The sequence below is a fragment of the Methyloprofundus sp. genome (assembly GCF_965251085.1).
GTDB lineage: Bacteria > Pseudomonadota > Gammaproteobacteria > Methylococcales > Methylomonadaceae > Methyloprofundus.
Window position 1 is genome coordinate 4802765 of the sequence record NZ_OZ252594.1, and the last position, 18444, is coordinate 4821208.

Consider the following 18444-nt stretch of genomic DNA (forward strand, 5'->3'; position numbering starts at 1 on the left):
TATCTATATCACAAATTTTTCTATGGCATACAGTCCTTTCGAAACCAAAAATATATAACTTCTTAAAACTAATAAAAGATAAAATATGAAACTGTTTTTCACTGTAAGCTTACTTTACACGCCTTCGAGAGGAAGGGTTTGATAGATGCTGTTCAATAGTTACCAATTTATATTTTTCTTTCTGCCAATCACTTTTTTTATCTACTTCTTTCTTTTAAATAAAAGGTTGGTTACAGGCGCAAAAGGTTTTTTGGTATTTGCTTCACTTTTTTTTTACAGTTGGTGGAACATAGCGTATTTGCCGATCATTTTATCTTCGATGCTTTTTAATTATGTAGTTGGAAATTCATTAAACAATAAATTTAAAAAAGTACAACTTAATAAAAAGTTATTATTAACATTTGGAGTCATTGCCAATGTTGGTCTGCTAGGGTACTTTAAATACGCAGATTTTTTCATAGAAAATATTAATTTTGTAATGGACCCCTCTGTCCCTTTACTCCATTTGGCACTGCCTTTGGCTATCTCTTTCTTTACCTTCCAGCAGATCGCGTATCTGGTCGATAGCTACAGGGGAGAGACACATGAGTATGATTTCTTAAATTATGCACTTTTTGTGACTTTCTTCCCACAGCTCATAGCAGGACCCATCGTCCATCACAAAGAGATGATGCCGCAGTTTGCTTCGAGATGGAATCTGGTGAAAAATTATAGACATATTGCTATGGGACTGTTTATCTTTGCCATCGGGCTGTTTAAAAAAGTAGTTATTGCCGATACCTTTGCAAAATGGGCGAATTATGGTTTTGATCAGACAGAAGTTTTACATTTTGTTGAAGCGTGGATAACCAGTCTTTCATACACTTTTCAACTCTATTTTGATTTTAGTGGATATACTGATATGGCTATCGGTACCGCACTTCTCTTTAATATTAAATTACCTATTAACTTCAATTCACCCTATAAAGCAACAAGCATACAGGATTTTTGGAGACGTTGGCATATTACGCTTAGCCGATTTTTGAAAGATTATGTTTACATACCGCTTGGAGGTAACAGAAAAGGACACTTTAGAACCTATAACAATCTTATGGCAACATTCATCATTGGTGGTATTTGGCATGGAGCTGGATGGACATTTGTATTTTGGGGTTTCTTGCATGGTGTAGCACTGGTGATACAAAGGATATGGAATCAACTTGGGTTTAAGATGAGCAGTGTCTTGGCATGGTTTGTTACCTTTAACTTCGTAAATGTTGCCTGGGTGTTTTTCAGGGCCAAAGAGTGGGATGATGCCTTGAAAGTTTTGAAAGGAATGACTGAGATTAATATCATACCATTCATACAGTACATAAAGCAGATCATCGCAGGTAATGTATGGAATCTTAATTCAAGTTTTTTAAATTTGATTATTCATTCTGAAGGTACGGAAACTGTGAGTATAAAATTCGGTGATATCGTTGTTGTGTTATTGCTATTGTTTGCTTTTGTCATGGTTTTGGCCAAGAAAAATAGTAATGAGATGCTAAAAGAGTTTAAACCAACTATACTCTCCTGGGCATTTATAATCATGATCTTTTTCTATAGCTTTTTGGCAAATGTGTATTGGAGGTACGATGTTGAATTCTTATATTTCAATTTCTAGAAATAAACTTTTCGTGCGCAGTGCAACGTTTGTACTATTACTTATCATCGTTTTGCATGTGGTATATTTTGAAGACTTTTCACGCAAGGTGCTTAAAAATGATCTTTCTGCGAAGATATTTCACTTCATCCAACAGGAAGGAGAGGGCATAAAGGTCTCAGCTATAGGAACTTCACATACTGCTGATGCATTCAGAATGGATAAGAATTATTTTTTTAATTATGCTCGCTCATCTACATGGTACCCACAGGTTGCATATGCAAAAGTTTCACATTTACTCAAGTATGCACCTAACCTAAAAGTGCTTTTATTGGAAGTTGACCATATAAGCATTTTGGGTTATGACTCTGTGCTTCATACTTCAGTATCGGATAAATATTTGTATCTGCTGAAACATGTAGATGAATCACTGGATGAATTCAGTAAACCCGATACGTATGATGATAAATCTACGTTATTGCTTTCATTACAGGCAGATGTGGCACCGGTGATCCATAGGAAATATTTTCAAAGTTATTTAGTTGGACGCGGCAAGAAGAAAGAAGAAGTAAGTCCCTGGACAAAACTTACAGACAAAGAGAAAATGGAAAGTGCAAAAAAACGGACTCATTCGTATCGTCTAGATACTCCATCAAAGATAGACCAATCCATTCGTGACTATTATACCGCTAAATGTCAACCAACCTGTCGCATTATTGTGATATAAAAATTGCTGTGCAAGTACATGGGGGCTTTGCCCCCAAACCCCCAAGGTATTTTTACAACGGTAATGATATAATTCCATTACGGTACAGGCTGAGGAGCCGATGACCGTCAACGGTAATAGGCGGCCCATGTCGCCTTTTGCTTTATTGTTCGCTTAAGCTACATTTTTCAACTTTAATTCGTTTTCTTCCGAGTTAATATCATCCTTATCAGGGTTCAGAAAAACAGTCTTTATGGGACTTAAATTCCTTGTATTACGCCCATTCCAGCGCTCAGGATGACGCACCTTCGCTTGTTCAATAACTTTCTTTCTGTTCTCCAGTATTGCCCTATCTAAGCCATTATGACGTTGATTAGGTGTTACAAATTTAATCGCGCTGTGTTGGTGTTCATCGTTATACCAATCCACAAATCCTTCCACCCAATCTCTTGCTTCTTTTAAACATGTAAACGGATCTTCTGGGAAGGTATAATGATATTTGACGGTTTTAAATAAGGACTCCGAATAAGGGTTGTCGTTGCTAACGCGCGGCCGGCTATACGAAGGACTGATGTCTAAATCAATCATTTTTGCTCTCAATGTTGCACCTTTCATCGGGCTTCCATTGTCAGAATGAATCACCAACTGGTTTTTATCTATTTTTTCTCGGCAGGCAATATCTTCTATCAAATCAGCGGCATGAGCACTTGATTCACAATCATGAACCTGCCAGCCGACTGTTTTCCGGCTGTAAATATCCATCACCATATACAAATAGTAGTATTGCCCCTTTACCGGGCTTAATAAATAGGTAATATCCCAGGAATAGATTTCATTGGCTGCAGTCGCTTTTAGTGACCGGGGTTTCTTACGCTGAGCTGCTGTCCCTTTACCTCTGTGTTTAAGTTGATTATACTCTTTCATTACTCGGTAAAATGTTGATTCTGATGCAATATATTCACCGATGTCTAATAAAGTAGGCACTATTTGGTAAGGGGTTAATGTGCTATATTCAGGCAAATTAATAACCCTTAGTATGTCTTGCCTAATAACATCTGATAACTTGTTGTGCGCAGGAGAATCATTGTAAATTCTTTGGTCTTCTGATAATTTCTTCCCCTGGTTCCACCGTTGATAAGTACGAGATGCAATGCCAACAAGCTCACAAGCCAGATGCTGTCTTGCGCCATTTTGTACCGCCTCGTCAATGAATGCACAGTATTGCTTGCGATCTGGGTAGGAGATCAAGCGACCTCCTTTTCCCCCCAGATCGCTTGGCACTTTTTTGATAATACCAGTAAGGCGGCTGTTTCAGAGAGCGCTCTATCCTTGCGATTGAGCTCTTTCTGTAAGCGTTTGTTTTCTTGTTTAAGTTTCTTTTGTTCTTGCCTGGAAACAGAATTAGATGCTTGCTTTTCTGATAAAAAATCTGATTTCCACTCCTTCACATGATGCGGGTAAATTCCATTTTCTCGGCAATATGAGCTAAGCTGCTCGCCGTTCAGGCTGTGGCAGTCCATTACGGCCTCAAGACGTTGTGCTTTAGCCCAATCCTGAGGGCTTTTTTCTTTTGACATACTTGTTTCGGGTTTCTCTAATTTATTCTTCTTGGCTAAGTGGATCCATCTTTGAAGTGTTGAATAACCAATACGTAAATCATCGGCAATAGTGTTAAGCGTTTGATCAGATCGTCTGGATAATGCTTTTTCTACAGATTGTACTTTGAATTCCTGATTATATAATGCCATTTCTGTCTCCTAAAATAAAATTTTACAGGCGACAGGTATGTTGACATAGGGGGATACTAAAGCAATTGCTAAAGCTAAAGAACAAGGGGTTGCGGTCTATTTGGTCTTTAACCCACAAACAAAAGAGTATCTTGCCGAAATCAATGAAGAGAATAATATAAAAGTGAATGATTTTGTATATAATTTGGCTAAAGCAAAGAATGTAACTGTTTTAGATTATCACCATTATTTTAAAGAGGATGAATCATTTTTTGTAAATCAAGACCATATAAATAAAAAAGGTTCTAAAGTATTAGGACAGGAAGTGCTGCAGGTAATTAAAAATGATCTTTAAGATGCTAAACAATAAGAAAATCATTAAGGAATGCAAATGAATAATGTTTTACTATTGACGAATAAAATTGATAAATATCCGGGAGGGGGAAGGGAGCTGTTATGCAAATTGAATCATAATATTCTCAAGGAAATATATGGTGCTCAATGCACAGTATTCGAATTGCCCAAGAATTCTATAAGAGGTACAAAAGCAATTCTTTTTGCATTCAGAGGGTATATCGATGGCCTCTCAACTGAGTCTATTGATGAGGCTCTTCGCGTGATCCAGATGGAAAATATTGAGAAAATATTTGTTGACGGTTCAAATTTTGGTCAGTTTGTCAAAATAGTTAAAACAAAATATCCAAATATTCAGGTTTATACTTTCTTTCACAATGTTGAGGCTAGGTTTTTTTGGGGTTCATTAAAACAAGTTAAAACATTACGTGCTTTTGCTGTACTCGTGGTTAATTATTTGGCCGAGAGAAAGTCGGTTAAATATAGCGATAAGATTATTTGTTTAAATGAACGAGATAGTCACTTGCTTCAACGAGTTTATGGAAGGTCAGCAACTGATATCGCTCCAATGGCACTAGAAGATAAATTACCAATAGGGTCTAGTGCCCCAGCAAAAAAAATAACAGAGAAATTTGCATTATTCGTGGGTGGTACATTTTATGCAAATCAGGCGGGTGTATTCTGGTTTATAGAACATGTTGTTCCACATATCAGTATTAAGACATATATTGTTGGCAGAGGGTTTGAGAAATTTAAAAAAGAATTAGAAGTGAGTGAAAATGTTGTCGTTGTAGGTGAAGTTGATAGTCTAGCCCAGTGGTATCATGATGCTTATTTCGTAGTGGCTCCTATATTTGATGGTTCAGGAATGAAAACCAAGGTAGCTGAAGCATTGATGTTTGGAAAAAAAATCATTGGTACACCAGAAGCTTTTACGGGATATGAACAGATTGCAGACCAAGTTGGGCGTATTTGCCTTTCGGCAGATGATTTTATTGTAGCCATTGAAGAGGCTGATGAAATTGTCAAGCACCTATTTGACAGTGAGCTACGATTAATCTACGAATCACTGTACTCATACGCTGCGGCTAGGGAGCGTCTCGACATGATCATGAATGATTATTCCGAATAAACTTTTAGGAAGCTAAGTTCAACATACTTACTCTTAAATATTAAAATCCCAATCTCTGTTTGGGATGTAACTACTGTAAAAATTGATTAATTTTAAAAAAATGAAAATTTGTGTTGTTACACCTAATTTTACAATTGCTGGAGTTCCACTTGCCCAGATAAGATTTGCTCGTGCATTTGCTAATAAAGGTCATGATGTAGACCTGATAGTTGGGTATATAGCTCCTAAGTATAATTTCCCAGACGTAAATAATGTTCGATTGATCCACCTGAACAGGCAACAAGTGAGAGGAATGCTACTTCCTTTGATCGGTTATTTAAAAAAGAACAAGCCTGATATTGTTTTTTCTGCCGAAGACCATCTAAATACTATCACTCTATTCGCGACCATTTTCTCAGGTTCCAAAACAAAAATAAGTTGTTCTTCACGGGTAACGCCATTTGATACCTATTCAAATATTCTTTTTAGCAAACGCTGGATTCTAAAGCAACTCATGCGTATGGTAATGCCAAGAGCGAATGTATTAACCTGTGTATCGAAAGATATGGTTGAGCAATATAAAACGGTATTCAACTCATCACCCCATGTTTGTGTTTATAACATCGTAGTTGATCAGCATTCGCAGAAAAAAATGCAAGAACCTGTTGATGGGAATTGGTTCATTGATAAGAGTGAACCTGTTATTGTTGCTGCTGGCAGATTAGCACCCTGGAAGGGGTTTACAGATCTCATTTTAGCAATTAAAGAGCTAACGAAATCAAGGGTAGCTAGGCTTGTTATTTTTGGTGATGGACCTATGAGAGGCGAATTACAGACATTAATAGGTGAATTAGAACTAAATTCAGTAGTAAAACTTTTTGGTTATGTAGAAAATCCGCTGAAGTATTTTAGCCGAGCTGATGTTTTTGTATTGTCATCGTATGTTGAGGGTTTACCTAATGTTTTAATTGAGGCGATGATGTGTGGGTGTACTCCTGTTTCAACAGACTGTCCGACGGGACCTCGAGAAGTTTTGCAAGATGACAAATATGGTTATCTGGTACCAGTAAACGATCCAGTTGCAATGGCTGCAGGTATTGAAAAGGCATTGGAGTCACCGATATCAAAGACGCTTTTAAAAGAAGCTATTAGCTCTTTTTCTGAAGATGCCGTTATTAACAGACACTTTGAAGTTTTAGGCATCAACTCTTCTGAAGCGAACACCTGAGAAATTTTATGAAAATTGGCCTTAATGCAACTTGCTTTAACGACCGTCCCTCTGGAGCAAATCAGCGGTTTTTCGGGATTTATGGCGAGTTGATTCCAGACACTGAGTTTATTGTTTATGAGCCAGTGGATTGTAAAGTTGGCACCTGGTTTAATGAAGCCCCAAATGTATCGGTTCGCTGCACACCGATTCCAAGTGAAGGACGTATACGGAAGGTAGTAAGCAAGTTTGGTTACTGGGGGAAGGCCATTAGAAATGAAGGTTTAGATCTTCTTGAGGGGTTTAATTTACCACTAGAAAATCTCCCAAAAGGGAAGACTTTATTGACTGTTCATGATGTACGAAGAATGTATTCTGATTGGGGGTCTGTCCTGGAACGTGTTGCTTATAGAGCGATTATTGGCAAGACACTGAGGGCGGCTGACCATGTGATTACTGTTTCTCAGTCTATGAAGGAAGAGATTCTGGGATTTTACCCCGATATTCCAATTTCTGTGGTTTTCAACGGACTGAATGCAAGTAAATTCGATCATGTCTCTGTGTCTGATCAGCAGGCATTTCGTTTAAAATATTCACTTCCAGCTGAGTTTGTATTGTCAGTAGGACATTTGGAAAAAAGAAAAAATTATCTGAATTTAATTGATGCAATTTCATTGCTACGTGATCAGGGGCGCTCCTGTTATCTTGTTATTATTGGTAATGATAGTGGTGAAGGGCTTGTGATCAAAGAAAAAATCGAACAGCTAAATCTTTCTGGCTATGTGAAGATATTGAGCGGTTTAAGCGACCTGGAAGTGAGGTGCGCATACAAGCTAAGCCAGCTATTTATTTTCCCATCTTCTTATGAAGGGTTTGGAATACCTATTCTCGAAGCAATGGCCGCGGATTGTCCGATAGTTCTCAGTGATATACCAGTCTTTCGTGAGATTACTCAGGGGCAAGGTGCTTATTTTTCACATGATCAGCCAGAATCAATTGCGCGTGTTATTAACGAAGTGTTATCGTCATCCTGCGAGATTGAGCGCCTGATAAAGTATGGTAATAAAAGAGTTCAGGACTTTGGGTTTAAGAAAATTGCAGGGGATCTGGCCGATGTATACAAGTCTATATTGTAACGTGGAGTTAAATAATCAAGCCATATATCTATATTTTCATTTTGTTTCGATTGACTAGATTTGTTACATTTTGCTAAAGATGAGAATGAAACGATATAGATATTTAAATTTTGATTGCTTCGCGGTGAATATGAAAAATAGAGCTAACTATCGTCAATGTCCATTGCAAGACTGGGTAAATTATATGCTTGAGCCTATTTATTCGTTTCTGAGGAATTATATTTATCAAGGGCTAATATGGGTAGAACTTGTTTTAGGTAATCAAAACGGGCAGCAGTCACTATTGGCTGTTGTGGGATTTCATGTTTTGCTGAAAAGTCAAAAGGTAGAGGCTTAGTATGGTTACCTACTGGCTTATGTTTTTGGTTGTGGCAATACCTGCTTTGTCAGCATCAAATTATCGCAGGTCCGTGAATTTGATGCCTTGGATCATCTTGGGTTTTTTCATGATTATACTGATAGGGTTCCGGGAGCAGGTCGGTGGAGATTGGGCAAGCTATATACGTCGGTTCGATAGCATTTCTTCGGTAACATTGCAAAAAGCCTTAGGCATAGGTGACCCAGGATATGCTTATATTAATTGGCTTATGGCTAGTTGGGGGTGGGGGATTTATGGTGTAAATCTAGTTTGTGCCATTATTTTTACCTCGGGTTTGATTGTGTTCTGCCGTCAGCAAATTTATCCCTGGCTTGCATTTGCAGTAGCGGTTCCTTATTTGATCATTGTTGTGGGGATGGGTTATACACGGCAAGCTGTGGCTGTTGGCTTGTTTTTCTTTGCCTTGGCTTATCTTGAACGTGGGCAATTCAAGCATTATCTGGTATTCATTTTAATAGCTACACTTTTTCATAAAACGGCTGTGTTGATGATTCCCTTTGGAATATTTCTTTATGGAAAAGGAATTATGTTGAGAGTGGTGGGAGTCATACTTGTGTTCGTTGGAGCTTGGTATGGGCTACTTGCAGAAGAACAAGAGAACTTATGGCACAACTATGTTGAAGTACAGATGGAATCTCAAGGTGCTAAAATTCGCGTATTTATGAATTTAGTTCCTAGCCTGTTTTTATTGCTTTATTGGAAACGTTGGAAACAAAGCTTTCCTAACCCTATGCTTTGGTTATGGATGGCATTGGCTTCTATTGTTTGTTTTTTTATGGTAGGTTTTGCTTCTACGGCAGTGGATCGGATGGCGCTTTATTTGATACCTATTCAGGTCGCTGTGTTCTCTCGGTTACCTTATTTGGCGAAAAAGAGTTTTTCTGTCGGGGCGATGACCACAGGGATTGTATTAGGATATACGCTTGTTCTTTTTGTTTGGTTAAATTATGCCTCTCATGCTCACTATTGGGTGCCTTACCATAATGTGATTTTTCAGTGATTTTGAAAAGGGTCATTGAAAAGGGTCAGGTGTTTACTTTTAAGCTAAAAAAGGTATGATTGTATTTTATTATGTATGAATTTGTTGTGTTATGTCTAGGCGAATCAGGGTTGAAGAAATAGGTTTTTATCACATTATTAATAGAGGTGTGGAGAGACGGGATATTTTTTTAAATGATGATGATCGTGATCATTTTATTAAGATCATTGATGAAAGTGCTGAAACTTATTCATTTATCATGCATTCTTTTTGTTTAATGGATAATCATTATCATTTTTTAATTGAGATCAGCAGTAAAAATTTATCTTTGTTAATGAGGCAAATAAATTCAAAATATTCTGTTTATTTTAATAAAAAATACAAACGTGTTGGGCCTCTTTGGCAGGGGCGGTTTAAATCATGGTTTGTTTATGATGAGTCCTATCTTTTTAGTTTAATTAAATATATTGAGCTTAATCCTGTAAAAGCGAGAGTTACTCATAAAGTTGGTGATTTTAAATATGCTTCTTCTTTTTTCTTAAAGAAGCGAGGTGAAGTAAGTAAAGTGCAGTGCTTGAATCTCAATATGCTCACTAATCTTGACAAGAGTGCAGGTTTGCTAGGTGGGACTGAAAGTATAATTAATGAAAAAGATGAAAAGTCTATTTCAGATGTTTTTCAGGCTAGGTTTAAAAAAAGCAAGGCTGGTATCATAAGGCTTAAAAACCAAGCCCTGAGTAACTATGTTCTTTTAAATTGTGACATAAAGATCAGAAATAAAAATATCATCAAAGCCATTTCTGATGGTTATATGCAGAGTGAACTCGCTAATTACTTAGGCGTTTCGAATGTCTTGATTTCTAAGGTGGTTAAACAGGAGCGGGTTAAAATCTCATTATTCAAAAAATTACAAGATAAAGGTTTATTTTGGAGTTATTCTAAAGAGATTAGCTATGAACAACTAGGGGAAAAAGCATTGTGTGAGGCTCTGTTGAAATATGCTGAGTTTGATGATCTTGTTATTTCTTTTAAGTTGTTTGGCCTAAAAAATATGAAGCAGGTCTGGATGGAAAAAATGGTTGATGATAAACGATTTATTCGATTAAATTTGTTTATTGGCAGATTTTTTTTATCTATGGATATTGAAAGTAACTATTTCGAGGATATGAAAAGTGCCAGGGCTGAAAAACTTAGATTACTTGCTGGTTGATACGAAAAACTTATTGCTTACATTAATTGAAAGTGCGGTTTTTTTGAGAAATTATGTTTTAGTCGGTGGTTCTGCATTGGCTTTGCATTTGTGTCACCGGAAAAGTGAAGATTTAGATTTTTTTACTTATAGCGATTCTTTTAATAAAGAGGAGATTTTTGCTTATTTGAAAGCATTTGAGCATAAAGAAATTATCAACCAATCTAATGTTCAGATTGATGTACTTATCAATGGCGTTAAAGTGACCTTTTTTAATGCAAAGTGGACTTTTTTGAAACCTGAAAAAATTGAAGCCTTTAATTTATCCCCTATTAAGGCGATTGCAGCAATGAAAGTAAATACTCTATTTTTGAGAGCACAGTATAGAGATTATTATGACTTATATTTTATAGCTAAGTCTGCGCTCACTCTTAAAGAGATTTTTGAGAGTTCACAGGGGATTGTAGAAGGGATTAGTTTTAAATTATTTGCTGTTGCTTTGGTTTATATTGATGATATAGACGATGATAATATTTTGCATCTTGACCCGGCAGTTGATATTAGTAAAAATGAAATCAGGGCTTATTTTGAAGAAGAGCTGAAGAAAAAAGGGTCAGGTATTTACTTTTAATCTAAACAAGGTATTCATGTGATTTTTTATTTTCCATTCGTAAGCTTAAAACCTTCGCCTTTCAGGCAAACAGGTTTATCTCAAATATTACATTAACGTTAGATGTATCAACTAGGATCAAGTTAAGCAATTTGATGTAGGATGTGCTGACGGCAAGGAAGCGCATCAACTGTAAATGATGTGCTTCGTTCCTCAGCACATCCTGTTTTCTTAATGGCAGATATTGCGCAGTGATTGTTTCAGCATTATTTTTTTATCTGAGCTATCGGCGCTTTATTTTTAAAGTATATACATAAGTTGACACCCTATTTAATTTAGAATAAAGTTGTTTTTCATTTATTAGCGAGTATCTATCATGGAAACAATGGTTAAGAAATGGGGTAATAGTGCAGCTGTTAGATTACCAAGTAAAATTCTTGCTGCTGCACACATCAGTACGGGTAGCTCCATTTCAATTGAGGTCAAAGATCGAAAGATCATTATTGAAGAAATCGCTAAGCCAAAGCGTAAAGTATTTAACCTTCCTTTTACCGAACAAGAGCTTTTGAAAGAGCTAACACCCTCTTTGGCGCATGCTGACAATCTCGCATCAGCTTTGAATATTGAGCTTGGTGAATAATGTCAAGATTTATTCCACAACGAAATGATATTGTTTGGTTAGATTTTGAACCCACTAAAGGCAATGAGACTGGAAAGTATCACCCTGTATTAGTTTTATCTTCTCAAGGCTATAATCAGAAAACGGGCCTATTAATTTGTTGCCCTATTAGCACAAGTATTCGAGGCGGGATTACTGAGGTTAAAATTAATAATTTAGATAAGCCTTCTGTTGTAGCAGCTAATTTAATCCAAACATTATCATGGAAAGATAGAAAAGCCAAACTGGTTACTTCTGCTGAAGAGTCAGTAATGGAACAGGTTTTAGTTAGAATTATCCCTCTTATTGGTGCCGACTTACTGATTGAAAATTAAAGGAAATAGGTCTGGTTATTGCTGCCGAGGTATTGCCTTTAATGAAAAGTTTTTGTAACTACTTAGACAAGCTGAATAGTTACAGCAAAATAAACACTGTAGATACTCTATTAAAACGCAAGCGTAAATTTACAAATACTCATATTTTTTATGAATCTGTAGTGATGGGCAGCGTATAAAAACGCGCTCCATCAAATTCTTTATTCGTCCGTAACATGCCATGGATGGCGTGCAATAATTTACGCATTACAGCACAGACGGCTTGTACTTTTTTTAAGCCGTTATCATCAATTAAGTGATGATAATAGCCTTTAATATTTGGCTCGAAGCGGCTCGAAACCAGTGCAGGCATATACAAGGCCTGGCGAATATATTTATTCCCTACCTTACTGATACGTGGCTTCTTAGACACGCTACTCCCTGAATCAAAGATCCTTGGGTCCAGCCCCGCATGAGCAACCCATTGCCGAGCAGTCATATCCTTAGGTAAGATCATAAGCTCACTTAGTATTTGTACGGCTGAGGCTTGTGCAATCCCTTTGATTCCAGTGATTAATGTATAAGCCTGCTCCAGCTCTTCATTTTGATGAATGATATTAAGAGCACTGTCGCGAAGGGTTTTAATTTGTGCATCTAATATATCAATCAACTTTTCCGTCTGTTCAATGACCAGTGCAGGTGTTTCCACGGTTGATACTAAAGCATGAAGCTGGTTTTTAGTTTGTGTTTTTTGCTTATTTAGAGCTGCAATACGGCGCGCAGTGGCTTTTAAGCTGATACATTCATCGGCTGGACGTTCCCAGGCGTCAAAAGGCATTCTTTCAGCATAAATAGCTAAATTCCCTGCATCAATCGTATCGGTTTTGCTGCGTGTCATTAATACTTTAAAAAAATTGTGTGCAGCCTTAGGGTTAATAACCATCACCTCAATATTATCAGCCCTGCTAAGGGCGACAGCTAAATCAAAATGATAGACCCCTGTTGCCTCAATGCAAACCTTTGTTTCTCCTTTAAGTGTAAGCGCTCAATAGTCAGCGTACTTCACGGCAACTCAGATTAATGCCAAACTATCCCCATTGTTAAATACCACGGGGAATTTTAAATGGCAGCGTTAGAAAAAATACAGGCAAAGACTTTCTGGCCTATTCACATAGAGCACTGGCAGGCATCAGGCCAATCACAGGTAGCTTATTGTCGACAGCATGATTTATGTCCGCAAAAGTTAGGCTACTGGAAACGTAAATCGACTGTAAAGCCGACTACTTCCCCTACAGGGTTTACACGTATTCGGGTTGACGGGGATCGTTCATCTGCGCCAGTCCCAGGATTATCTTTGCAATTTAATGATGGTATTCGGTTGGAAGGTATTACGCAGGATACTATGCCGTGTATTCAACCACTGCTTGAGCTGTTGCGATGACGGTTGTTATGCGTCCCTCTCTGTCTTTGACAGAAGTGTATCTGTATCGGCAGCCCATTGATTTTCGTAAGTCACATCGGGGCTTATCGGCGATTGTTGAATGTGAGTTAGGGCATAATCCTTTTGAGGGGGCTCTCTATGCCTTTACGAATAAACGGCGGAATAAGATTAAATGCCTGTTTTGGGAAGATAATGGTTTTGTCCTTTATTACAAGTCATTGGTAGAAGAAACATTTAAGTGGCCTAAGGGTGAGGAAGAGACATTAACCTTAACAGGCCAGCCGTTAAACTGGCTGCTGGATGGCTTTGATATTAGCGCGATGAAAGGTCATAAAAAACTTCAATATGAGTCTGTTTTTTAGCTGTTTTTGTGTTCATTATTGCCACTATAAATGCTATAATAAAGCCATGATTTTAGCCGATATTTCAAATATAAAACAACAAGATAAAGCCGGTTCTTTGCTGTCGGAGAGTGTTGCTTTGTTGCTTGAAAAAAAACAGGCTATTGATGAACTGACGCGTGTGATTGAAGTTAAGTCTGGGGTGATTTCCGAACAGAAAAAACGCATCCTTATTCTGGAAGAGGTACTACGCTTATCTAAAATAAAACGCTTTGGATCATCCAGTGAACAATCTCATCAATCCTCTTTGTTTGATGAAGCAGAGAATGAAGCGGATAGCGATGAGGAGCTAGACCTGGAGGCTGATGAAGCACCTGAGGACGAAAAACAAACAAGTTCTACTGGCACCAAGAAAAAGCCGGGACGCAAACCCTTCTCAGATAAGTTACCTCGCGAGCAAATTTTTATTTATTTAACCGATGAAGAAAAAGAAGGTGCTATTGATACTTTCTTTACTAAAGTGAAAGAAGAGCTGGATATTATTCCTGCTAAAGTACGTGTTCTTGAATACATGCAGGAAAAAGCGGTCTTTATCAAACAGATTGAAGGCGAAAAACAACGCCAGGTTAAAGCCGCACAAATGCCCAGACACCCTATTGCCAGAGCAATGGGAAGCATCAGTTTAATGTGCTTTGTTATTATCGCCAAGTATGCTGACGGCTTACCTTTATATCGGCAAGAAGGCATCTTGTCTCGTTATGGGGGTGACATCTCCAGAGCGACATTAGCAAACTGGATGATCGCACTGGCTAAACAACTTCAGCCCCTGATTAACCTGATGCGAGAGCATCAACACACAGGGGCAGTCATACTCGCTGATGAAACGCGGGTTCAGGTATTAAAAGAACCGGGGCGGCCAGCGACCTCAGATAAATATATGTGGGTGACGCTTGGCGGGCCACCGGGTGAAAAAAGCATCCTGTTTGAATACGATCCCTCTCGTAGTGGAGACGTCCCCATGCGCCTGCTTGACGGCTTTAGTGGCTATCTGCAAACCGATGGCTATGCGGGGTACAATGCCGTGTGCCAAAAAAACAGCATCACCCAGCTGGGGTGCTGGGATCATGCGCGTCGTTATTTTAAAGATGCCCAGAATGCACAGCCTAAACGCAAAAAGGGACAAAATAACAAACCCTCAAAAGCAGGTAAAGCGCTGAGCCTGATCAATAAACTGTATGTCATTGAGCGAGAAATTAAAGACCTGTCAGTGGATGAAAAATATCAGCAGCGCCAGGAGAAGAGCATTCCTGTATTGAACCAGCTCAAAGCCTATCTGGAAGAAAACCAGCATAAAGTACCTAAAGATAGCCTGACAGGAAAGGCAATGACTTACCTGAGTAACCAGTGGGAAAAACTCAATGTGTATTGCACCCATGGTGAACTCAATATTAGCAACATCCTGGCAGAAAATGCGATTCGCCCGTTTGTGATAGGGCGCAAAGCCTGGTTATTTTCTGATACCCCTGCGGGTGCTCGTGCCAGTGCAATACATTACAGCCTGATAGAAACAGCTAAAGCAAATGGGCTGGAGCCTTATGCATATCTTAAGCAGGTTCTCACTGCTTTACCTTATGCTGATACGGTTGATAAAGTGGAGGCTTTGTTGCCCTGGAATATTAAAAAATCAGATACGCCTGAATAGGGCAAGTACGTGCTTCGTTGAGCGCTTACTGTAGTGTAGGTAAATGTTGGCTAGCAGTGGCGAAATAACTCCACCTTGCGGTGTGCCTGTTTCACTGGCTTTGTGTTGTCCATCTTCTTGTATCCCTGCTTTGAGAAACCGTTGGATGAGTCTGAGGATCCGTTTGTCCGCTATACGATGACTGATAAATTGTATCAATTGATCTTGGTTTACATTATCGAAGAAACCTTTTATATCGGCTTCTACTATATAATGAACAGGCTGGTTTTCTACTGTTTCGCTTAATGCGCGTAGCGCATCATGACAACTTCGTAGCGGTCTGAATCCATAAGAATCGTTAAGAAAATCTTGCTCATAGATTGCTTGCAGGATTTTGACTAAGCCAGCCTGTACCAATTTATCTTCTAGCGTCGGGATACCCAGTGGTCGTTTCCGTTGACTGCCTGCTTTGGGAATGTAAATCCTTAAGACAGGCTGTGGCTTATACGCCATTTTATGCAGTCGCTCGACTAGATTATCTAGGTTTGCTTCCAGATTAATGGCGTATTTCTCTTTGGTGATATTATCTATGCCTGACGCGGCTTTTCCTTTGAGCCCCGTAAAACATTCCAGCAGTAACTCTTTATTCATCAGGTGATATAAGCTGGTGAATTGACAGTCCTTGTCTGTGCTGGCTTTCTTGGCTATGCGTTGCAGTTTTGTTGGCACGCTTTCTACATTACTGTGCATGATACATGTGTCCCTGCTCCGCTGTTGTTGTCGTGATGGCCTTCCCTCCAGATGCATTACACACTTTCATCGGTACTATGCCACCATCCGACTTCCTGAACCGCTTCGGCTGTTCTTGTTTTATTATCACTTGTTCAACCTACTCTCTTCTTGAAAGACGATTCAGGATCTCCCGAGTTGCCGATTATTCCCAATGTCCAACATGCCATGCTTTACAACCCCGAAGCAGCCCTATGATACTTGTCATGCGCGTCATAGAATAGGGACTTCCAGAAAGGGTACTCTGTCGTCCTGCTTACGTAAAACCATTTCGAGGCTAAATCACTTCAACTTGCGCTTACGGCCTGCTGGCTTGCGCCCATCGTGCTTGACGTTTGGAGTTACCTCCGCCTGCCCGATGTTGACTATCTGGTGGTTGACCTACCTTGCCAGAGCGGGACTTTCACCTGCTGGAATTATCGACCTTGCTCGGCCGCACACCCCACTAATTTTCTTTTTCCTTATCTTTTTGAATTAAAAATGAAAACAAGCACAAACCAATATACAAGACATCATTCAATATTCATTAAGCACGCATGATGAAGTTAATATCGTATCAGATCAAGGAGCAGTAATAATGATTCCACAAGAAGATTATGAAGCGATGCAAGAAACATTGAAGTTACTGTCGGATAAGCAATCATTTAAAGCATTATTAGACTCGCATGAAACACGAAAAAAAGGGAAAATACCCCAATCTCACTCAATAAAGGATATATTTTGTGACCTACAAAATTAATATCCTAAATAATGCTAATAAAGATTTAAATTGGTTTAGAAAAAATGATAAGACATCGTATGTCAAAGCCTTTGATTTAACTAGAGAAATAATGATTGCTCCCAGAGAAGGGGCAGGAAAGCCAGAACGGTTAAAATATTTTTAGTATGAAGTATACTCAAGAAGAATTAATCATAAAGATAGACTTATCTACACGATATACGAAGGAAAGAAAGAGATTGATATATCTTCATATAGAGGGCATTATGAATAAAGAAAAGTTAAGTTTTCAATCGAGTTTGACCCCATTCCATTTATTTCTAACTAGCTCTATATCATAAAGGATTAACCATGTTAACTTTTAAAATTGAAGATAAAGAATTTTAAGCTAAATTTTTAGAATATGTAAAGACCAAGAAGCAAACTATAGAAGAGGTTGCGCTAAATGCCATTAATAAAGCAATAAACTCAAGTAAAAAAAAATTAGCTTATCAAGTAAAAGACCCATTAAAGCATTTGCACAAAATAAATTACGCCGACGATGATTTATCTGATAATCTTGATGATGTTATACCATATAGTCATATAGAGGATAGTGCATTATATATTCACAATCTTAGAAGAGAAAAAAAGACTTTATTATTTTTTTAGATACGTGTATTTTAATTGATTACTCTAAAAATAATACTATTTTAAGATCTGATGAAATTGAATATTGCTTTAGCTCAATTGTTCAATTAGAGTTTTTAGTGGGTGCTTTAAATAAAAGAGAGTTGCAAAAAATTAATAGAATAATTTCTGAGTTTAAGCTTATTGATAGCGAACAAGATATTTTAGATTTGTCAGTTATATTGATTAATCATTATGCACTTTCACATAATATGACCATTTATGACTCTATCATTGCAGCAACATGTTTAATTTATGATATTGAACTTTGGACATATAATAAAAAAGATTTCAAATATATAGATGGTTTGAGGTTAATAAATTGATGCCTATATGCTGCCAACTACCTACTGCAAGGTATTTTTCCTCATGAAAATATTTGCAACAAGTACATATTCCAATGATATAGGATGTGTTGAGGAAGATCCATTAAAAAAACACTCAATTAAGCGATTAAAAGGGATTGCACCTAAGCCTAATGTAGTCATTAATTTAGGCGAAATGAATGTTGCTATTGAGTTAGAGGGGGCAAATCACAATCGAGTCTGACCCTAATTCCGCTACCTGTGACGCATTAAACTGTTGAATTACAACACTAAACAACCACCCGCTGAAAGACGGGTGGGTTTGAAAGCTTGGCGACTGAAAGTCGGGATACAGGGCGAATAGCCCTGTTATTAGGCTCACCCTATTCTGTTTTAAAATTATCAGAATGTAGCCTGTATGAAGCTTGCGTAATACAGGAATAGCAGTGCACTAACTTTCCCGTATTCCGCATGCTCCATACGGACTACACAAAGTTTCGGGTATA

Annotated in this window: 21 protein-coding genes and 1 pseudogene; 19 read left to right on the forward strand and 3 right to left on the reverse strand. The window is 38.0% G+C overall.

The features are described from left to right. The first annotated feature begins 145 nt into the window (after positions 1 to 145). Both ACQY3F_RS22685 and ACQY3F_RS22690 read left to right on the forward strand, forming a co-directional pair. Positions 146 to 1645 (forward strand): MBOAT family O-acyltransferase, encoded by a 1500-nt coding sequence (locus ACQY3F_RS22685; RefSeq protein WP_428357424.1) that lies wholly within the window; start codon positions 146 to 148, stop codon positions 1643 to 1645. Further along, positions 1617 to 2351, forward strand: a complete 735-nt coding sequence (locus ACQY3F_RS22690; protein ID WP_428357426.1) for a hypothetical protein — start codon at positions 1617 to 1619, stop codon at positions 2349 to 2351. Before ACQY3F_RS22685 ends, ACQY3F_RS22690 begins: the two co-directional genes overlap by 29 nt. Before the next feature lie 153 nt (positions 2352 to 2504). Here ACQY3F_RS22690 and ACQY3F_RS22695 read toward each other — a convergent pair. Continuing rightward, a protein-coding gene (locus ACQY3F_RS22695) for an IS3 family transposase (RefSeq protein WP_428357428.1) occupies positions 2505 to 4078 on the reverse strand; the annotation gives its coding sequence in 2 pieces (ribosomal slippage) (positions 2505 to 3604 and positions 3604 to 4078; 1575 coding nt in all). A gap of 100 nt (positions 4079 to 4178) precedes the next feature. Here ACQY3F_RS22695 and ACQY3F_RS22700 point away from each other — a divergent pair. The 10 genes from ACQY3F_RS22700 (at position 4179) to ACQY3F_RS22745 (ending at position 12015) form a co-directional block, all read left to right on the forward strand. Continuing rightward, the gene (locus ACQY3F_RS22700) at positions 4179 to 4412 is read left to right on the forward strand and encodes a hypothetical protein (RefSeq protein WP_428357430.1); all 234 of its coding nucleotides are present in this window, start codon (positions 4179 to 4181) and stop codon (positions 4410 to 4412) included. Positions 4413 to 4448: 36 nt separating this feature from the next. Then, the gene (locus tag ACQY3F_RS22705; protein WP_428357432.1) at positions 4449 to 5543 is read left to right on the forward strand and encodes a glycosyltransferase; all 1095 of its coding nucleotides are present in this window, start codon (positions 4449 to 4451) and stop codon (positions 5541 to 5543) included. 82 nt (positions 5544 to 5625) lie between these two features. Further along, on the forward strand, positions 5626 to 6750 hold the full coding sequence (locus ACQY3F_RS22710; RefSeq protein ID WP_428357434.1) for a glycosyltransferase: 1125 nt from the start codon (positions 5626 to 5628) through the stop codon (positions 6748 to 6750). 8 nt (positions 6751 to 6758) lie between these two features. Next, complete coding sequence (locus ACQY3F_RS22715) at positions 6759 to 7865, forward strand: glycosyltransferase family 4 protein (protein WP_428357436.1); 1107 nt, start codon at positions 6759 to 6761, stop codon at positions 7863 to 7865. Positions 7866 to 7995: 130 nt separating this feature from the next. Next, positions 7996 to 8202, forward strand: coding sequence for a hypothetical protein (locus ACQY3F_RS22720; RefSeq protein WP_428357437.1), 207 nt, complete (start codon positions 7996 to 7998; stop codon positions 8200 to 8202). Between the two features lie 82 nt (positions 8203 to 8284). Continuing rightward, positions 8285 to 9244, forward strand: coding sequence for an EpsG family protein (locus tag ACQY3F_RS22725; protein WP_428357797.1), 960 nt, complete (start codon positions 8285 to 8287; stop codon positions 9242 to 9244). Between the two features lie 91 nt (positions 9245 to 9335). Next, positions 9336 to 10433 carry a transposase gene (locus tag ACQY3F_RS22730; RefSeq protein ID WP_428357438.1) on the forward strand — a complete coding sequence of 366 codons (1098 nt, stop codon included), beginning with the start codon at positions 9336 to 9338 and terminating at the stop codon, positions 10431 to 10433. Then, a complete protein-coding gene (locus ACQY3F_RS22735; RefSeq protein WP_428357439.1) occupies positions 10396 to 11043 on the forward strand; it encodes a nucleotidyl transferase AbiEii/AbiGii toxin family protein in 648 nt (215 codons plus the stop codon). Before ACQY3F_RS22730 ends, ACQY3F_RS22735 begins: the two co-directional genes overlap by 38 nt. A 355-nt stretch (positions 11044 to 11398) precedes the next feature. Next, entirely contained in the window at positions 11399 to 11662 is a 264-nt protein-coding gene (locus ACQY3F_RS22740) for an AbrB/MazE/SpoVT family DNA-binding domain-containing protein (RefSeq protein ID WP_428357441.1), read from the forward strand. Next, positions 11662 to 12015, forward strand: coding sequence for a type II toxin-antitoxin system PemK/MazF family toxin (locus ACQY3F_RS22745; protein ID WP_428357442.1), 354 nt, complete (start codon positions 11662 to 11664; stop codon positions 12013 to 12015). The genes ACQY3F_RS22740 and ACQY3F_RS22745 overlap by 1 nt, the downstream gene beginning before the upstream one ends. Positions 12016 to 12163: 148 nt before the next feature. Here ACQY3F_RS22745 and ACQY3F_RS22750 read toward each other — a convergent pair. Next, positions 12164 to 13018 (reverse strand): annotated as a pseudogene (locus tag ACQY3F_RS22750) (IS110 family transposase); the annotation flags it as partial. 99 nt (positions 13019 to 13117) lie between these two features. On the opposite strand from ACQY3F_RS22750, the gene tnpA reads away from it, so the two are divergent. Genes tnpA through tnpC form a run of 3 tightly spaced genes read left to right on the forward strand, consistent with a single transcriptional unit; the run spans position 13118 to position 15478 of the window. Next, on the forward strand, positions 13118 to 13435 hold the full coding sequence (gene tnpA / locus ACQY3F_RS22755) for an IS66 family insertion sequence element accessory protein TnpA (protein WP_428352923.1): 318 nt from the start codon (positions 13118 to 13120) through the stop codon (positions 13433 to 13435). Then, positions 13432 to 13797: an IS66 family insertion sequence element accessory protein TnpB gene (gene tnpB / locus ACQY3F_RS22760; RefSeq protein ID WP_428353150.1), complete on the forward strand. Its 366-nt coding sequence runs from the start codon at positions 13432 to 13434 to the stop codon at positions 13795 to 13797. The genes tnpA and tnpB overlap by 4 nt, the downstream gene beginning before the upstream one ends. Positions 13798 to 13843: 46 nt before the next feature. Then, positions 13844 to 15478, forward strand: coding sequence for an IS66 family transposase (gene tnpC, locus ACQY3F_RS22765; RefSeq protein WP_428352934.1), 1635 nt, complete (start codon positions 13844 to 13846; stop codon positions 15476 to 15478). Here tnpC and ACQY3F_RS22770 read toward each other — a convergent pair. Further along, on the reverse strand, positions 15461 to 16207 hold the full coding sequence (locus tag ACQY3F_RS22770) for a reverse transcriptase domain-containing protein (protein WP_428356101.1): 747 nt from the start codon (positions 16205 to 16207) through the stop codon (positions 15461 to 15463). The genes tnpC and ACQY3F_RS22770 overlap by 18 nt on opposite strands. Positions 16208 to 16823: 616 nt before the next feature. On the opposite strand from ACQY3F_RS22770, the gene ACQY3F_RS22775 reads away from it, so the two are divergent. The 4 genes from ACQY3F_RS22775 to ACQY3F_RS22790 all read left to right on the forward strand — a co-directional run bounded on the left by ACQY3F_RS22775 (position 16824) and on the right by ACQY3F_RS22790 (position 18182). Then, the gene (locus ACQY3F_RS22775; RefSeq protein WP_428356103.1) at positions 16824 to 16985 is read left to right on the forward strand and encodes a hypothetical protein; all 162 of its coding nucleotides are present in this window, start codon (positions 16824 to 16826) and stop codon (positions 16983 to 16985) included. Then, positions 16969 to 17130 carry a hypothetical protein gene (locus ACQY3F_RS22780; protein WP_428356105.1) on the forward strand — a complete coding sequence of 54 codons (162 nt, stop codon included), beginning with the start codon at positions 16969 to 16971 and terminating at the stop codon, positions 17128 to 17130. Before ACQY3F_RS22775 ends, ACQY3F_RS22780 begins: the two co-directional genes overlap by 17 nt. Before the next feature lie 475 nt (positions 17131 to 17605). Further along, positions 17606 to 17959, forward strand: a complete 354-nt coding sequence (locus ACQY3F_RS22785; RefSeq protein WP_428357727.1) for a PIN domain-containing protein — start codon at positions 17606 to 17608, stop codon at positions 17957 to 17959. 43 nt (positions 17960 to 18002) lie between these two features. After that, positions 18003 to 18182, forward strand: coding sequence for a hypothetical protein (locus ACQY3F_RS22790; RefSeq protein ID WP_428356107.1), 180 nt, complete (start codon positions 18003 to 18005; stop codon positions 18180 to 18182). Positions 18183 to 18444 lie beyond the last annotated feature (262 nt).

Excerpts from the sequence above, each read along its gene's own strand:
- tnpA (WP_428352923.1), top strand. The coding sequence starts at position 13,118 with ATGGCAGCGTTAGAAAAAATACAGGCAAAGACTTTCTGGCCTATTCAC.
- tnpC (WP_428352934.1), top strand. The coding sequence starts at position 13,844 with ATGATTTTAGCCGATATTTCAAATATAAAACAACAAGATAAAGCCGGT.
- ACQY3F_RS22745 (WP_428357442.1), top strand. The coding sequence starts at position 11,662 with ATGTCAAGATTTATTCCACAACGAAATGATATTGTTTGGTTAGATTTT.
- ACQY3F_RS22775 (WP_428356103.1), top strand. The coding sequence starts at position 16,824 with ATGATTCCACAAGAAGATTATGAAGCGATGCAAGAAACATTGAAGTTA.
- ACQY3F_RS22720 (WP_428357437.1), top strand. The coding sequence starts at position 7,996 with ATGAAAAATAGAGCTAACTATCGTCAATGTCCATTGCAAGACTGGGTA.
- ACQY3F_RS22770 (WP_428356101.1), bottom strand. The coding sequence starts at position 16,207 with ATGCACAGTAATGTAGAAAGCGTGCCAACAAAACTGCAACGCATAGCC.
- ACQY3F_RS22730 (WP_428357438.1), top strand. The coding sequence starts at position 9,336 with ATGTCTAGGCGAATCAGGGTTGAAGAAATAGGTTTTTATCACATTATT.
- ACQY3F_RS22725 (WP_428357797.1), top strand. The coding sequence starts at position 8,285 with ATGCCTTGGATCATCTTGGGTTTTTTCATGATTATACTGATAGGGTTC.
- ACQY3F_RS22790 (WP_428356107.1), top strand. The coding sequence starts at position 18,003 with ATGAAAATATTTGCAACAAGTACATATTCCAATGATATAGGATGTGTT.
- ACQY3F_RS22740 (WP_428357441.1), top strand. The coding sequence starts at position 11,399 with ATGGAAACAATGGTTAAGAAATGGGGTAATAGTGCAGCTGTTAGATTA.
- ACQY3F_RS22690 (WP_428357426.1), top strand. The coding sequence starts at position 1,617 with ATGTTGAATTCTTATATTTCAATTTCTAGAAATAAACTTTTCGTGCGC.
- ACQY3F_RS22685 (WP_428357424.1), top strand. The coding sequence starts at position 146 with ATGCTGTTCAATAGTTACCAATTTATATTTTTCTTTCTGCCAATCACT.
- ACQY3F_RS22715 (WP_428357436.1), top strand. The coding sequence starts at position 6,759 with ATGAAAATTGGCCTTAATGCAACTTGCTTTAACGACCGTCCCTCTGGA.
- tnpB (WP_428353150.1), top strand. The coding sequence starts at position 13,432 with ATGACGGTTGTTATGCGTCCCTCTCTGTCTTTGACAGAAGTGTATCTG.
- ACQY3F_RS22705 (WP_428357432.1), top strand. The coding sequence starts at position 4,449 with ATGAATAATGTTTTACTATTGACGAATAAAATTGATAAATATCCGGGA.